The following is a 15364-nucleotide window of genomic DNA, read 5'->3' on the forward strand; positions in this document are numbered from 1 at the left end:
TGGGGCTCGCTACTTCTTGGAGCCGGCGGCCTTGCCGAAGCGGGCCTCGAAGCGGGCCACACGGCCACCGGTGTCGAGGATCTTCTGCTTGCCCGTGTAGAACGGGTGGCACTCGGAGCAGACCTCGGCCCGGATGGCGCCGGACTCGATGGTGCTGCGGGTGGTGAACGACGCGCCGCAGGTGCAGCTGACCTGCGTCTCGACGTACGCGGGGTGGATGTCGCGCTTCAAGGTGTCTCCTAGGTTTCGGGAGGGCGCCGGGTCGCCGCAGCGGGATGCGGAGGCGTGAACCGGAGCCGACGTACCAGTCTGCCAGGACTGGTGCCATCCACCCAAACCGGGGGTGCGGCTGTTCTATTCCAGGGGTGCGCGGAGCGTGCTACGGGGCGCTGACGACGCCCTTGGCCTCGCCGGTCGCCGTGCCGCTCGTCGCCGCCTTCGGGATCTGCCGGTCGTCCCGCAGGGCGTTCCACACCAGCTGGGCCTTGGTGGTGTCCAGCAGGACGCGGTTGGGGTTGGCCGGGTCGTACTGGACCGGCATCGTGACCATCTTCATGTGGGAGGAGCTGATGCCCTTCAGGCTTCCCGCGAAGTCGATCAGCGCGTTGACCGAGCCGAGGTCGGAGTCGGTCGTGACGGCCTTGGTGGCGGTGTCGGCGAGGTCGTAGAGCTTCTTGGGGCTGGTGAAGACGCCGACGTGCTTGACCTGGTCGATGAGGGCCTTGATGAAGGCCTGCTGGAGCTGGATGCGGCCGAGGTCGGAGCCGTCGCCCACGCCGTGCCGGGTGCGGACCAGACCGAGGGCCTGCTCGCCGTTCAGGGTGTGCGGGCCGGCCTCGAGGTCGAGGTGGCTCTGCCGGTCGTGGATGTCCTTGGTGGTGGTGATCCGGACGCCGCCGAGGTCGTCGATGAGCTGCTGGAAGCCCTCGAAGTCGACCTCCAGGTAGTGGTCCATGCGGATGCCGCTGATCGACTCGACGGTCTTGACCGCGCAGGCCGCGCCCCCGGTGGAGTACGCCTCGTTGAACATGACACCGGTGGCGGCCGGATGAGCGGTGCCCTTGGTGTCGGTGCACCCGGGGCGGTCGACGAGGGTGTCCCGGGGGATGGAGACCACGCTGGCCTGCTTGTGGCCCTCGTACACATGGACGATCATCGCCGTGTCGGAGCGGGCGCTGCCGTCGTCCGTGCCGCCGCCGAGCTTCTTGTTCGTGCCGGCGCGGGTGTCCGAGCCGAGGACCAGGATGTTCTCGGAGCCGTTGTCGATCTTCGCGGGCCGGTCGGTACCGAGGGCCTGGTTGAGGTCGACGCTGCGGAGATTGCCGTTGAGCTTGAAGTAGACGAACCCGGCTCCGGCGCCGCCCAGCACCACGACGCCCGCGGCCGTCCAGGCGGTCACGCGCAGGGCCTTGCGGCCGGTGCTCGGGGCCTTGCGGCGGCGCCCCTTGCCCCGGCGGCGGGGTCCGGTCGTGCCCGGCTCGGTTATCGCGGGCATGCTCTCGGCGGCCACATCGCTCCTAGGTCTCGGCGGTCGGGTACCCCCTGCGGCCAGGGTCGGGCGCGGTCGTCACCGCTCCATCGTCGCTCCGCCAGGTCAGACGGAGAAACTCGGGACAGGGTTGCACAACGCACAGTGGCCGACCTGTACGGAAATCGGCACGGTGGGTAGTCGGACGCGGCGGGCGTACGGCGCTCACCTGCGGCTTCGGGGCCGTCGGTGGTGCGCCGGGCGACCGGCGGGCGCCGGGGAGGCTGTGGCAAAGATCTCGCCACAGCCGGTGCGAAGAGGGGCATGCGCAGTGCCCGGAGACGCGGAAGAGGCCGCCTCCCCGGAGGGAACGCGGCCTCTTCTCAGCGGTACCCGGACGCTCAGTCGCCGTTGCCGGGCGTCGGCGTCGTCTTCTGGATCTGCATCAGGAACTCGACGTTCGACTTGGTCTGCTTCATCTTGTCGAGCAGCAGCTCGATCGCCTGCTGCTGGTCCAGCGCGTGCAGCACCCGGCGGAGCTTCCAGACGACCGCCAGCTCCTCGGCACCGAGCAGGATCTCCTCCTTGCGGGTGCCGGACGCGTCCACGTCCACCGCCGGGAAGATGCGCTTGTCCGCGAGCTTCCGGTCGAGCTTCAGCTCCATGTTGCCGGTGCCCTTGAACTCCTCGAAGATCACCTCGTCCATGCGGGACCCGGTGTCCACCAGGGCGGTGGCGAGGATGGTCAGCGAGCCGCCGTCCTCGATGTTGCGCGCCGCGCCGAAGAACCGCTTCGGCGGGTAGAGCGCGGTGGAGTCGACACCACCGGACAGGATGCGGCCGGAGGCCGGCGCCGCCAGGTTGTAGGCACGGCCCAGACGGGTGATCGAGTCCAGCAGCACGACCACGTCGTGGCCCAGCTCGACCAGGCGCTTGGCGCGCTCGATGGCCAGCTCGGCGACCGTGGTGTGGTCCTCGGCCGGACGGTCGAAGGTCGAGGAGATGACCTCGCCCTTGACCGACCGCTGCATGTCGGTGACCTCTTCCGGACGCTCGTCGACCAGGACGACCATCAGGTGGCACTCGGGGTTGTTGTGCGTGATCGCGTTGGCGACCGCCTGCATGATCATGGTCTTGCCGGTCTTCGGCGGGGCCACGATCAGACCGCGCTGGCCCTTGCCGATCGGCGAGACCAGGTCGATGATCCGGGTGGTCAGCACGCCCGGGTCGGTCTCCAGGCGGAGCCGGTCCTGCGGGTAGAGCGGGGTCAGCTTGTTGAACTCCGGGCGGCCGCGGCCGTGTTCGGGGGCCATGCCGTTGACGGAGTCCAGGCGGACCAGCGCGTTGAACTTCTCGCGGCGCTCGCCCTCCTTCGGCTGCCGGACCGCGCCGGTGACGTGGTCGCCCTTGCGCAGGCCGTTCTTGCGGACCTGGGCGAGGGAGACGTAGACGTCGTTCGGGCCCGGCAGGTAGCCGGAGGTCCGGATGAAGGCGTAGTTGTCGAGGATGTCCAGGATGCCCGCGACGGGGATCAGGACGTCGTCCTCGGCGAGCTGCGGCTCGGCGATCTCGTCGCGGCCACGACGGCCACGGCGGTCGCGGTAACGGCCGCGGCGGCCGCGGCGGCCACCCTCGAAGTCGTCGTCGTCCTGCTGCCGGCTGTCCTGACGGCCGCCCTGCTGCTGGCCCTGCTGCTGACGCTGCTGGCCGCCCTGCTGCTCGTCGCCCTTGTTGCGGCGGTCCCGGTCACGGTCCCGGCCGCGCTCGCGGCGGTCGCGGCGGCCACGGCCCTCGCCGTCACCGGCGTCACCCTTGGCCTCGCCCTGCTGGGACTGGGCCGGCGTCTCGGCCTTCGGCTCGGTCCGGGCCTCGGCGGCGACGGTCTCGGCGCCGTTCTGCGCCGGGCTGCCCGCGTCGGCCGTGGCGCGGCGGCGACGGCGCTCGGCCGGGGCGTCGTCCGCCCCGCGCTCGGCCGCGCCCGCACGGGCCGTGTCCCCGGCCGGCTGGCCCGGGATCTCGATCTGCTGCTGGGCCGCGGCCTTCTCGGCGGGGGCCTCGGCGGCCTTGTCCGCCTTCTTCCCGGCGGTCTCCTCGCCGGTGCGCGTCCGGGAGGTGGCCCGGCGCTTCGGCTTGGTCTCGGTGGCGGCGGCCTCGGCCTTGGGGGCGGCGCCCCCGGCGGCCTGCGCCTCCTTGATGACCTCGATCAGTTGGCTCTTGCGCATCCGCGCGGTGCCCCTGATGCCGAGGCCCGAGGCGACCTGCTGCAGCTCGGCCAGCACCATGCCCTCGAGGCCGGTACCGCGGCGCCGCCGGGACCCGGCACCGGTGGCAGGCGCGGAGGCGTCCGTGGCGGGCGCGGCAGCGGTCTCCTCGACACGTGCGCCCATCAGATCGGTGGTGTCGCTCACGAAGGGTCCTTCCCTGGAGCGGACGTCGGCCTGTCTGGCTCGGCGACCGGTTGTGCTGTCCGGCTACGGTCCTGTCTTGTGAACCGTGCCGGGGCGGTGGTCCGCCAAAGCGGCGGAAGATAATGTGCGGTGACGGCGCTTCCGCGAGCCGTGGCACCCAGTGTCACGTGGCGTGGTAGCACCTGCTCCGGTCCCCCAGCGGGGGTGCCCCCACCAGCGGCCCGCTCAGTGTTCGCATACGTCGTACTGCCCAGGTACGGCGCAAGGGACACGGAGTGGCCCGGGAGGCTCCCGGAAGAATGTCTGTCCCGGACGGGGACACGAGGCACCTCGCCATGGTGAGGTCGGGTGCAGACTTGAGATTAACACTACCGGATCCAACAAACATTCCCCCTCTCCAAATCCGGCAACCGTGTGTCACGTCGCGAGCGGCAGGACGCTCGCTCCCCGGGAATCCAGGTCCAGCCGGTTGGCGGCCCAGCCCTCACCCGCGAGGTGGGAGACCTTGTCGGCGCTGTCGGCGTCGGCCAGGGCCATCACGGTGGGTCCGGCGCCGGAGATGACGGCCGGGATGCCGTCGGCGCGCAGCCGCTCCACCAGTGCGGCGCTGTCGGGCATGGCCGGGGCGCGGTACTCCTGGTGGAGGCGGTCCTCGGTGGCGGGCAGCAGCAGCTCGGGACGCCTGGTCAGGGCCTCGACCAGCAGGGCGGCGCGGCCCGCGTTCGCGGCGGCGTCCACGTGCGGAACGCTGCGCGGGAGCAGTCCGCGCGCCGTCTCGGTCAGTACGGGCTTTCCGGGCACGAAAACCACCGGAACGATGGAATCGTGCGGCTCCATCCTGATGGCGCGGGCGGTGCCGGCCTCCATCCAGGACAGGGTGAAGCCGCCGAGCAGACAGGCGGCCACGTTGTCCGGGTGGCCCTCGATCTCGGTGGCCAGTTCCAGCAGCGCGGCGTCGTCCAGGCGTGCCTCGCCGCCTATGGTCACGGCGCGGGCGGCGACGATGCCGGCGCAGATGGCGGCGGAGGAGGAGCCGAGGCCCCGGCCGTGCGGGATGCGGTTGGCGCAGACGATCTCCAGGCCGCGGGGCTGTCCGCCCAGCAGGTCGAAGGCGGTCCGCAGGGAGCGGACGAGGAGGTGGCTCTCGTCCCGCGGCAGGGTCTCGCCGCCCTCACCCGCGATGTCGATGTGCAGCCCGGAGTCGGCCACCCGGACGACCACGTCGTCGTAGAGCCCCAGCGCGAGGCCCAGGGCGTCGAAACCCGGGCCGAGGTTGGCGCTGGTGGCGGGGACGCGCACCCGGACGGCGGCGGCGCGGAACGCTGGACCGGCCATCGCTCGAAGACTCTCCTTGAGCTGCGTTTACGGTCGAATGACGCTCGATGGATTCGATGGTCATCCGGTGGACTGCCGATGACTGACGTACGAACACCCGTCGGGCCGCGAAGACGGCGCGGCGCCTGCCATGCGCGAGGGCATATGCGGCAGGCGGGTTCGCTACAGCCTATCGAAGGAAGGTTCTGTGGCGACATAGGGCGCACAGGAGGCGCACGATGCGTGTCGTAAGCCCCCTGTGCACCTTGTCAGGGATTTCCCGGTTCGGGAGCGCTCAGGCGAGGCCGAGGCGCTCGGCCGCGGTGGCGGCGTCGACCGGGACGGTGACCGGCTGCGGGGCGCCGGCGACGGCCCAGTCCGGGTCCTTCAGGCCGTTGCCGGTGACCGTGCACACGATGCGCTGGCCCGGGTCGACCTTGCCCTGTTCGGCGGCCTTGAGCAGACCGGCCACCGAGGCGGCGGAGGCGGGCTCCACGAAGACGCCCTCCTGCGCGGCCAACAGACGGTAGGCGCGCAGGATCTCACGGTCCGTCACCTCGTCGATGGCCCCGCCGGACTCGTCGCGCGCGGCCAGGGCGTACTGCCAGGAGGCCGGGTTGCCGATGCGGATGGCGGTGGCGATGGTCGACGGGTCCTTGACGACCTCGCCGCGCACGATGGGGGCGCTGCCGGAGGCCTGGAAGCCCCACATCCGCGGGGTGCGGGTGGAGACGCCGTCGGCGGCGTACTCCTTGTAGCCCTTCCAGTAGGCCGTGATGTTGCCCGCGTTGCCGACCGGGAGGACGTGGATGTCGGGCGCGTCGCCGAGCATGTCCACGATCTCGAAGGCGGCCGTCTTCTGGCCCTCGATCCGCACCGGGTTGACCGAATTCACCAGCGCCACGGGGTAGTTCTCGCTGAGCGCACGGGCGAGGGTGAGGCAGTCGTCGAAGTTGCCGGCGACCTGGAGGATCTTCGCGCCGTGCACGAGGGCCTGGCCCATCTTGCCGAGGGCGATCTTGCCCTGCGGCACCAGGACGGCCGAGACCATGCCGGCCCGCACCGCGTACGCGGCGGCGGAGGCGGAGGTGTTGCCGGTGGAGGCGCAGATGACGGCCTTCGCCCCCTCCTCCTTGGCCTTGCTGATCGCCATGGTCATGCCGCGGTCCTTGAAGGACCCGGTGGGGTTGGCTCCCTCCACCTTCAGGTGGACCTCGCAGCCCGTGCGCTCGGAGAGCACCTGCGCGGGCACGAGGGGCGTGCCGCCCTCGCGGAGCGTCACGACCGGCGTGGTGTCGGAGACGGGCAGCCGGTCCCGGTACTCCTCGATGATTCCGCGCCACTGGTGGGTCATTGCTGGTTACTCTCCTTCAACCCGCATGATGCTGGCGACACCCCGCACGGTGTCCAGCTTGCGCAACGCCTCGACGGTCCCGGACAGGGAGGCGTCGAAGGCCCGGTGGGTGACGACGACGAGAGAGGCCTCGCCGTCCTTGCCCTGCTGCCGAACCGTGTCGATGGACACGCCGTGCTCGGCGAAAACGGTGGCGACCTGGGCGAGCACGCCCGGTTTGTCGGCCACGTCGAGGCTGATGTGGTACCGGGTGACGACGTCGCCCATCGGGGAGACGGTCAGGTCGGCGTAGGCCGACTCGCCGGGCCCGGTGGCGCCGTTGAGCCGGTTGCGGCAGACGGCCACCAGGTCGCCGAGGACGGCGGAGGCGGTGGGCGAGCCGCCGGCGCCGGGGCCGTAGAACATCAGCTGCCCGGCGGCGTCGCTCTCCACGAAGACGGCGTTGTACGCGCCGCGCACGGAGGCGAGCGGGTGGCTGAGCGGGATCATCGCGGGGTGCACCCGCGCGGTGACCGACGTGCCGTCCTTGGAGCGCTCGCAGATGGCGAGCAGCTTGATGGTGCAGCCCATCTCCTTGGCGGAGCGGAAGTCGGCGGCGGTGACCTCGGCCATGCCCTCGCGGTGGACGTCGTCCAGGCGGACGCGCGTGTGGAAGGCGATGCCGGCGAGGATGGCGGCCTTGGCTGCGGCGTCGAAGCCCTCGACGTCGGCGGTCGGGTCGGCTTCCGCGTACCCGAGGGCGGTGGCCTCGTCCAGGGCCTCCTGGTAGCCGGCGCCGGTGGAGTCCATCTTGTCGAGGATGAAGTTGGTCGTGCCGTTGACGATGCCGAGGACCCTGTTGACCTTGTCGCCGGCGAGCGACTCGCGCAGCGGCCGGATCAGCGGGATGGCGCCGGCGACGGCGGCCTCGTAGTAGAGGTCCTTGCCGTTCGCCTCCGCCGCCGCGTGCAGGGCGGCGCCGTCCTGGGCGAGCAGCGCCTTGTTCGCGGAGACGACGGAAGCGCCGTGCTCGAAGGCGGTGGTGATGAGCGTCCGGGCGGGCTCGATGCCGCCGATGACCTCGACCACGACGTCGATGTCCCCGCGTTTGACCAGGGCGGTGGCGTCGGTGGTGACGAGCGCGGGGTCGATGCCCTCACGCGCCTTGCCGGTACGCCGGACGGCCACGCCGGCGAGTTCGACCGGGGCACCGATGCGGGCGGCGAGGTCGGCGGCGTGCGTCGTCATGATGCGCGCCACCTCTGAGCCGACCACTCCACAGCCCAGCAGCGCCACCTTCAGCGGACGCGTACGCATCATCCGACCTCGTTTCCTCATACCGTCTACGGTTGGTCCAGTCTCACTCACCGGACGGGAGTTTCTACCCTTCGTCCGGATCGTGAGACATCTATTTCATTTGTACGGGGGCCGAAGACCGCAGATCTTCCGCCCCCGTCGTTCTCGGAGGGCGCGTCACCCGACGTCGAGACGCAGGAGGTCCTCCTCCGTCTCGCGCCGGACGATCACCCGGGCCTCGCCGTCCCGTACGGCGACGACGGGCGGCCGCAGGACGTGGTTGTAGTTGCTGGCCATGGACCGGCAGTACGCGCCGGTGGCCGGCACGGCGACGAGGTCGCCCGGTGCCAGGTCGCTCGGCAGGAACGCGTCCTTGACCACGATGTCCCCGCTCTCGCAGTGCTTGCCGACGACCCGGGAGAGCACCGGCTCGGCGTCGGAGGCGCGGGAGACGAGCGCGACGCTGTACTCGGCGTCGTACAGCGCGGTACGGATGTTGTCCGACATGCCGCCGTCGACGGAGACGTACGTCCGCAGCCCGTCGAGCGGCTTGACCGTGCCGACCTCGTACAGGGTGAAGGCGGTGGGTCCGACGATGGCCCGTCCGGGCTCGACGGAGATGCGGGGCGTGCGCAGCCGGGCGGCCTCGCACTCGCGGGTGACGATCTCGGTGAGCGCCTTGGCGATCTCGTGCGGCTCGCGGGGGTCGTCGGCGCTGGTGTAGGCGATGCCGAGCCCGCCGCCGAGGTCGATCTCGGGCAGTTCGACGCCGTGCTCGTCGCGGATGTCCTTCAGCAGGCCGACGACCCGGTGGGCGGCGACCTCGAAGCCGGACATGTCGAAGATCTGCGAGCCGATGTGCGAGTGGATGCCGATCAGCTCCAGCCCGTCGAGCTGGAGCGCCCGCCGCACGGCTTCCGCCGCCTGCCCGCCGGCGAGCGGGATGCCGAACTTCTGGTCCTCGTGGGCGGTGGCGATGAACTCGTGCGTGTGCGCCTCGACGCCCACGGTGATCCGGATCTGGACCTTCTGCCGCCTGCCGAGGGACTGGGCGATGTGGGCGACCCGCACGATCTCCTGGAAGGAGTCGAGCACGATCCGCCCGACGCCGGCCTCCACGGCCCGGCGGATCTCCTCGACGGACTTGTTGTTGCCGTGGAAGGCGATGCGCTCGGCGGGCATCCCCGCGGACAGCGCGGTGGCCAGCTCGCCGCCGGAGCACACGTCCAGATTCAGCCCCTCCTCGTCCAGCCACCGCACGACGGCCCGGGAGAGGAAGGCCTTGCCGGCGTAGAACACGTCCGCGTCCGGACCGAACGCGGTGCGCCAGGCACGCGCGCGGGACCGGAAGTCCTCCTCGTCGAGGATGTAGGCGGGCGTGCCGAACTCCTCGGCGAGCCGGGTGACGGGGATGCCCGCGACACCGACCACACCGTCGTCGCCGCGCGTGACGGTCTGGGCCCACACCTTCCGGTCCAGGGCGTTGAGGTCGGCGGGTGGTGCGGAGTAGTGCCCCTCGGGCAGGACATCGGCGTGGCGGGGCCCGGCGGGATGGGCGGAACGGCTCATGACGTGATTCTCAGGCTCTCTGTCTCTCTCCGGGGCGCATCCGCTCACGCGCCTCAGAGATGTTCGGGTGCGTCGATGCCGAGCAGGGACAGGCCACCGGCCAGCACCGTCCCGGCTGCTTCGGCGAGGGCCAGCCGGGCACGGTGGGCGGCCGAGGGTTTCTCCTCGCCGACGGGAAGCACGGAAGGCAGCAGGGGCAGCACGGCATCGGCGACGGTGACGAGATGCCGGGCGAGCCGGTCCGGGGCACGGTGGGTGGCGGCCGCGGTGAGGATGCGGGGGTGGTCGGCGAGGGGGGTGAGGAGGAGGGCGCCGGCCTCGGTGTGCGGGCGGCCGGGTTCGGCGGCGAAGCCGAGGCGGGCGGCGTTGCGGCCGAGGGAGCGGACGCGGGCGTGGGCGTACCGCACCCGGAACAGCGGGTTGCCCTCGCGCTGCACCAGGTGGTCGGCGGTGATCCGGGGCCGGTCGTGCGGGGCGGGGTGGAGCAGGGCCCACCGGGCGGCGTCGGGGCCGAGCGGCGCGGGGTCCTCCGGGGTGGGCACGGGCCGCAGATTGACGGGCTCGCCGTGCTCCACGGTGGCCCGCCCGCCCTGGGTTCCCACGATGCGTACGACGGCGTCGGCGACGACCTCGGCCCGCACCTCGTACGGCACCCGGAGCGCGACGACCTGTCCGGCGAGGGCGTCACCGTGCCCGTACCGGGCGCCCTTCTCCCGGATCTCCGCGACCAGCGCGGCCACCGGGTCGACCTGCTCGGCGAGCCGGATGTTGAGGAACCCCGGCCCGGTGACGACGACGTCCTCGATCCCTTCGGCCCCGACGAGACGTTCCCGCAGAATCCCGGCGACCCGCAGCGGAGGCTGCCCGGCGGCGCCGGCGAGCCGCAGCGCGACGGCGGTCGCGAAGTCCCCGCACCCACCGGGCCCCGGCTCGGTCACCACGACCCGCTCGGGCACGGCCACGCGCAACTCCCCGTCGTCGACGGCACGACACACCGCGTGCAACACGGTGCGGGAGAGCTCGGCGGGGGTCACGGGACAAGCGTAGGGGAGGAGGGGGGTGGGTGGGCGAGCCGGTTATGCCTTTCTTCCTTTTCCGATGCGGGCATGCCTGTGCGCGCCGGTCGCGTCGGGAGCGGCGGGGCCGGGAACGGCCAGGCGGTCACCGGCGGACGGCCCGGGATGCGTGGCCAGGGCGTATGTGGCTAGGGGTGGATGCCGTCGGGGCTGGGGAGCCCGTCGGGGTTCGGGAGGCCGGAGGCGGGGAGTCCGTCGGGAGTCATGAGGCGGTCTGGACTCGGGAGGCCGCTGGAACTGGCCAGGCCGCCGGGATCGGGTACGCCTTCGTGAGCCGGGAAGCCTTCGTGAGCGGGGAGCAGGTCTTCGTGAGCGCGGGGCAGGGCCTGCTGACCGGGCAGGTGGTCGCGACCGGCCGGACCGTCGTGGTCAGGCGGACCGTCGTGGCCGGGGAGGCTCTCATGGCCGGTCAGGCCTGTCATACCTGTCATACCTGTCAGGCCTTCATAAGGGCGCAGGCCTTCGTGACCGGGGAGGCCTTGCTGGCACGGCAGGGTTTGCCGGCACGGGAGGCGCTCGTGACCGGAGGCACCCTCGTCGGCCTCCTGCCCCTCACCGACGCCCCCAGCGCCCTCCGGTTCACCGTTCTCCTCGCCGCTCCCCTCGACGATCTCCCCGTCACCGCCCCCGCCAGGCGCGCCTCCGCCCTGCCCGGGCTCATGCCCGCCCCCCGCGGCGGATCCGTCTCCCCCGGACGCCGCACGCCCGATCTTCCCCTCGATGAGGTCCTTCACGAGCCGGACCAGCTCGGCGGGTTCGAAGGGCTTGGCGAGGAAGGCGTCGACGCCGAGGTCGAGGCCGGCCTGGACCTCGTACTGGGTGCACGCGCTGATGATGGCGACGGGCAGGTGCTGCGTACGGGGATCGGCGCGGAGCCGGGCGGCGGTGCGGAGCCCGTCCAGCCGGGGCATGACGACGTCGAGCGTCACGACATCGGGGCGCACCTCATGCACCACATCCAGACACTCGGCACCATCGGCCGCGGTCACGACCTCTAGCCCTTCCAGCTCGAGGTTGACCCTGATCAGCTGCCGGATGACCTTGTTGTCGTCCACAACAAGCACCCGACCCGGAGCGCCTGGCACAAGTCGAGAGTAGGTGCGGACCGGCCACCGCGTCCGGGTTTTCCCCACTTCCACCCCCTACAGGGGACCCGCTCCCCCCACCCGAGGAACCGAATTGCTGATCACCCCCGCGGACCTGCTAGTGTTCTACCCGTCGCCGCGAGCGAGAAGCTCAGCGCCCGACACGCCCCCGTAGCTCAGGGGATAGAGCAACGGCCTCCGGAGCCGTGTGCGCAGGTTCGAATCCTGCCGGGGGCACCTTGTAGGAGGTGCCTGAAGACCCCGTCACCAGCGGAAACGCTGAGGCCGGGGTCTTCGCGTATGTGCAGGCGTGTGCCGCTCGTAGCGGCCGTATGCCGGGGTCTGTGGACTATTCGTGGACAGGATCTTGTGACGTTTCCCCAGGTCAAGCCCGGAAAACGCGAAGGCTCCCGGACACGTCCGGGAGCCTCGAGCGAGGTTCGCCGAGTCAGGCTCGGACCTCGCGGACCAGGATGCCGTCCCCGTCATAGAGCTCCAGAGAGCACCTCAGCCCGAAACGGCGGAGGAGGCCGGCGAGGTCATCGAGCCGCCGCGGGTCGACGACTCCGTTGAGTAGGACGTCCGGCCCATCGACGGGGTCGAGCTCCACTTCGCACCAACGGGTTCCCACCTCGTAGCCATTCCAGGAGGACGACCTCGACCTCCAGCCGGCCCGCACGAAGCGCTCGGCTACAGGCGAGGCGTCTCGGCAGCCGTGCAGGATGCCATTCACGTTGTTGCCCACCTCGACCCACCGAGGATCGAGCGCTTCGCCTTCCTCCGACATGTCCACCCTTGGAGTATGGGGTGCCTTGGTCCCGTGATCACTCGTACTCCCGCAGCAACTCCTCGATCTTGCGGTTGGCGATCTCCTGTCGTCCATCGATGCACTTGGCGTAGCGGCTCAGCAGGACCTCCACGCTGTTGCCCGCACGCTCGGCGACTTCAGTCGGATCCACCCCGGAGTTGAGCCAGGTCGACAGTGCCGAGTGCCGGAGATCGTACGGACGCGCGGCGAGCGGGGAGGAGACCGCGGCCGGCGGGAGCGCCAGCGCACGAGCCTCCTGCCAGACGCGGTAGTACGTGGACGAGCCGACCACTCCCCCGCGCTCGTTGGTGAACAGTCGCCCGTCCTCGGCGGTGCCGAAGGTGTCGAGATGCTGCCGGAGGATGGCGACGAGTTGGGGCGGGATTGGTACGAGCCGGACCTCCTCCGCCGGCCGGTTCTTCAGCCCCCGGTCGTCGTGGGTCTCACCGGAGTCCGTCCACTGCTTGCCGACACTCGGGCGCGTCCGGTTCAGCAGTGCTGTCCCCCAACCGACCTGGGGCAGCTTCAGGTCTGCACTGGTGAGGCCAACGGCCTCAGCCGGGCGCAGGCCACCGTAGTACATGCAGGCGAACAGGCCGACGAGTCGGCGACCACGCGCGCGGCCGTACCCGCCGACGTACGAGACCGCAGTCAGCAGGGAACGAGCCTGCTCGGGATTGGCGACGACCCGGGGGTCGACCTCTCCGGCAACCCTTGGCTTCTTCCAACGGATGCCCGTGATCGGGTTCTCTCTAAACTCGCCGAGGTCTATCGCGTAGTGCATCGCGTTGACGAGTGTCCGACGCTTGCGCCGGACGGTCTCCGCGGCCGCCGCCGTCCCGTCGAGCTTCAGCTTGAGTGAGTCCAGGACGGCCCTGCCCATCGCCGCGTCACCGAGGTCCGAGAGTGGGCGCGACGCCTTGGCCACCCAGTGCAAGGTGTCCGCGATCTCAGTCGGCAATTCGCGCTCGTCTGGCCCCGGGAGGACGAAGGCCCAGTTGCGGAGTGCCTTCCTGATCAGTTCCTCGGACGGCTGCCCAGGGCGATCGTCGAGAAGGGCCATTGTCACGGCGGTCAGGGCCTCATTGATCCCATTGCGTGTGTTCGGCGCCGCGTGAGGCCACTTCATGGCCAGGTACTTCAGAGCGAAGGCGTACCAGGTCATCGAGGCCGCTTTCTCAACCATCGAGTCGGGCAGCCCCGTCGCCGTGTCGAATTCTTCGCCATCATGAGTGGCACGGAGCAACTTGGAGCGGTAGTGATCCGCGAGCGCCTTGGTTCGGAACTGTTCGGAGAAGACGTTCCCGGCAACGGTCCATCGGACGTCATAGGACGACTTCTTGGTGTTCCTCTTCCGTACGCCCCACACCTTCACGTCGAGAGACTTCACGCCGCTGCCTCCAACTGCCGCAACCACGTTGTGAAGTCGCTCCGCCACACGCGAAGTTCTCCATTCGGGAGCTTGAATGCCGCGGGCCCTTGACCGAGCTCGCGCCATCGGTAGAAGGTCCGGCGCGAGACACCACCCAGCTCATCGAGCACTTGGCGGACGGTCATCAGCTCGTCGGGAACACGCTGGGCCATGTCGGTTCTCCTTCCGTCTGCGGATCGGTTGAGCGAGGGGCGATGCCGTGAGCGATGAGGTGTTCTGCGTTCGTCCACCCGGTTCCGGCGAAGCGCCAGTGGGAGAGGACGAGGACGGTGTCCGGGTCGGGCAGGGGGTGACCCGCTTCGGGCGCGCGGGCGCGGGCCAGGGCTTCGTTGTGGTCGGCGCGTTCCTGGCGGAGGGCGCCGAGGGTGACGGAGTAGGTGCGGGACTTGGTGGAGAAGTGGCCGCGGAAGCCGAGCATGTGGGCCCACTTGCGCAGGCGCAGCGCTTCGAGTTTGGGGAGCGCGCCGAGGTGCCAGCAGGTGAGGATCATCCGGCGGGCGTGGTCGGTGACACCGGAGCCGATCAGGTCGGTGATGGGGTTGCGGACGGGGTGGTCGAGCGTGCCGGCCGTCTCGGCGCCTTTGGTGGCGTACTTGGCGATGTAGGCGGCCACGGCCCGGCTGGACAGCTCCGAGGTGCCCGCGAAGTCCGCGGAGCGGATGGGGCGGATGTCGAGCTGGTCGCCGAAGCGGAAGGCGTAGGCGCGGCCGTCGATGACCGGGCCGGGTGTCTCGGCGAGGCGGGCGGCCGAGCGGATCGCGTCGGTGAGGAGTTCGGTCGTGGCCCAGGCGGGCGGGTCGTCCTCCGCGCCTCCCGGGCCGTCGAGGCGGATGACGGCGTGGAAGTGGACGGCGCCGCGCCGCTGGTACTCGGCGACCTTGGCGTACGACACACGGAGGCAGTCACGCGTCGCGGAGCGGGTGAGGCCCGCGCGGGTGGCGATCTGCTGGCGCAGGTAGGTGGTGAACCGACCCCAGAGGGCACCGGCATGCGCGTTCCAGAGGACGGCGGCCTGGTAGTCGTAACGCTCAGGGTCGAGCGGCGTACCCAGAGCGGGGTCGTCCTCCGTGTGCGAGCGTCCGCAGCGGCACCGGCCGCCGGTCGGGCGGTTGTGGACCGGGCCGAAGGACGGAGCGGTGAAGGTGGCGAAGACGCGGGGGTGCCGGGCGACCGCCGGGCCGATGCCTTTGCCGCCGTTCAGACCGGCCGTGACAAGGTGGAAGGTGTCCTTGCGGTACGTCTCCGCGCAGGTGGCACACCGGGTGGCGCGACGGTTGTTGCAGCGGATGAGGAGCTGTCCGGCCGGTAGGTCGCGGTCGGTGATCTCCCGGACGATTTCACCGGTGGCCACGTGGACGTCGAGCCGGTGACCCTCCATTCGTACGGGCCGCTCGCAGCCGCCGAGGCGCTGGATCTGCCGGGCGTAGGAGCCGAGGTCGCCGTGCCGGGCGAGGGCGGCCATGTGACGGATGGCTCCAAGGGGAGCCGGTGGACGCATGTGCAGGTTCCTCCTTGTGGTGCGGGTGTTGGGCCCTGTCCTGACTGTCTAGGGGGCTAGACAGTCAGGGCAGGCGA

At 70.8% G+C, this 15364-nt stretch carries 12 protein-coding genes, 1 tRNA gene and 1 pseudogene; 1 reads left to right on the forward strand and 13 read right to left on the reverse strand.

The genetic code is table 11. The features are described from left to right. Positions 1 to 9: 9 nt before the first annotated feature. The 9 genes and pseudogenes from rpmE to SCK26_RS12570 all read right to left on the reverse strand — a co-directional run. On the reverse strand, positions 10 to 231 hold the full coding sequence (gene rpmE / locus SCK26_RS12530) for a 50S ribosomal protein L31 (RefSeq protein ID WP_196459309.1): 222 nt from the start codon (positions 229 to 231) through the stop codon (positions 10 to 12). A gap of 148 nt (positions 232 to 379) precedes the next feature. Further along, positions 380 to 1510: an LCP family protein gene (locus SCK26_RS12535; RefSeq protein ID WP_318201385.1), complete on the reverse strand. Its 1131-nt coding sequence runs from the start codon at positions 1508 to 1510 to the stop codon at positions 380 to 382. Positions 1511 to 1869: 359 nt separating this feature from the next. Beyond that, complete coding sequence (rho, locus tag SCK26_RS12540) at positions 1870 to 3876, reverse strand: transcription termination factor Rho (RefSeq protein ID WP_318201386.1); 2007 nt, start codon at positions 3874 to 3876, stop codon at positions 1870 to 1872. A 417-nt stretch (positions 3877 to 4293) separates the two neighbouring features. Then, positions 4294 to 5211: a homoserine kinase gene (gene thrB, locus SCK26_RS12545; RefSeq protein ID WP_318201387.1), complete on the reverse strand. Its 918-nt coding sequence runs from the start codon at positions 5209 to 5211 to the stop codon at positions 4294 to 4296. A gap of 274 nt (positions 5212 to 5485) precedes the next feature. Then, on the reverse strand, positions 5486 to 6544 hold the full coding sequence (gene thrC, locus SCK26_RS12550) for a threonine synthase (protein ID WP_318201388.1): 1059 nt from the start codon (positions 6542 to 6544) through the stop codon (positions 5486 to 5488). Between the two features lie 6 nt (positions 6545 to 6550). Then, positions 6551 to 7843, reverse strand: coding sequence for a homoserine dehydrogenase (locus SCK26_RS12555; RefSeq protein WP_318201389.1), 1293 nt, complete (start codon positions 7841 to 7843; stop codon positions 6551 to 6553). 153 nt (positions 7844 to 7996) lie between these two features. Beyond that, positions 7997 to 9388, reverse strand: coding sequence for a diaminopimelate decarboxylase (gene lysA, locus SCK26_RS12560; protein ID WP_318201390.1), 1392 nt, complete (start codon positions 9386 to 9388; stop codon positions 7997 to 7999). Positions 9389 to 9441: 53 nt separating this feature from the next. Next, on the reverse strand, positions 9442 to 10422 hold the full coding sequence (gene nrtL / locus SCK26_RS12565; RefSeq protein ID WP_318201391.1) for an ArgS-related anticodon-binding protein NrtL: 981 nt from the start codon (positions 10420 to 10422) through the stop codon (positions 9442 to 9444). A 662-nt stretch (positions 10423 to 11084) separates the two neighbouring features. Then, positions 11085 to 11549 (reverse strand): annotated as a pseudogene (locus SCK26_RS12570) (response regulator); the annotation flags it as partial. A gap of 165 nt (positions 11550 to 11714) precedes the next feature. Between SCK26_RS12570 and SCK26_RS12575 the strand changes: the two are divergent. Then, positions 11715 to 11786, forward strand: a tRNA-Arg gene (locus SCK26_RS12575). Positions 11787 to 11997: 211 nt separating this feature from the next. Here SCK26_RS12575 and SCK26_RS12580 read toward each other — a convergent pair. The 4 genes from SCK26_RS12580 to SCK26_RS12595 are packed head-to-tail and all read right to left on the reverse strand — an operon-like array spanning position 11998 to position 15287. Then, positions 11998 to 12342, reverse strand: coding sequence for a hypothetical protein (locus SCK26_RS12580; protein ID WP_318201392.1), 345 nt, complete (start codon positions 12340 to 12342; stop codon positions 11998 to 12000). A gap of 31 nt (positions 12343 to 12373) precedes the next feature. Further along, entirely contained in the window at positions 12374 to 13747 is a 1374-nt protein-coding gene (locus SCK26_RS12585) for a tyrosine-type recombinase/integrase (protein ID WP_318201393.1), read from the reverse strand. After that, on the reverse strand, positions 13744 to 13914 hold the full coding sequence (locus SCK26_RS12590; protein WP_030939262.1) for a helix-turn-helix transcriptional regulator: 171 nt from the start codon (positions 13912 to 13914) through the stop codon (positions 13744 to 13746). Before SCK26_RS12590 ends, SCK26_RS12585 begins: the two co-directional genes overlap by 4 nt. Further along, the gene (locus SCK26_RS12595; RefSeq protein WP_318201394.1) at positions 13914 to 15287 is read right to left on the reverse strand and encodes a replication initiator; all 1374 of its coding nucleotides are present in this window, start codon (positions 15285 to 15287) and stop codon (positions 13914 to 13916) included. The genes SCK26_RS12590 and SCK26_RS12595 overlap by 1 nt, the downstream gene beginning before the upstream one ends. Positions 15288 to 15364 lie beyond the last annotated feature (77 nt).

Origin of the sequence: Streptomyces sp. SCL15-4 (assembly GCF_033366695.1) — a bacterium.
Lineage (GTDB): Bacteria > Actinomycetota > Actinomycetes > Streptomycetales > Streptomycetaceae > Streptomyces.

What these genes read in the sequence shown, in the direction of transcription:
- thrC (WP_318201388.1), bottom strand. Translation starts at nt 6,544, where the DNA reads ATGACCCACCAGTGGCGCGGAATCATCGAGGAGTACCGGGACCGGCTG.
- thrB (WP_318201387.1), bottom strand. Translation starts at nt 5,211, where the DNA reads ATGGCCGGTCCAGCGTTCCGCGCCGCCGCCGTCCGGGTGCGCGTCCCC.
- lysA (WP_318201390.1), bottom strand. Translation starts at nt 9,388, where the DNA reads ATGAGCCGTTCCGCCCATCCCGCCGGGCCCCGCCACGCCGATGTCCTG.
- SCK26_RS12595 (WP_318201394.1), bottom strand. Translation starts at nt 15,287, where the DNA reads ATGCGTCCACCGGCTCCCCTTGGAGCCATCCGTCACATGGCCGCCCTC.
- SCK26_RS12590 (WP_030939262.1), bottom strand. Translation starts at nt 13,914, where the DNA reads ATGACCGTCCGCCAAGTGCTCGATGAGCTGGGTGGTGTCTCGCGCCGG.
- SCK26_RS12555 (WP_318201389.1), bottom strand. Translation starts at nt 7,843, where the DNA reads ATGATGCGTACGCGTCCGCTGAAGGTGGCGCTGCTGGGCTGTGGAGTG.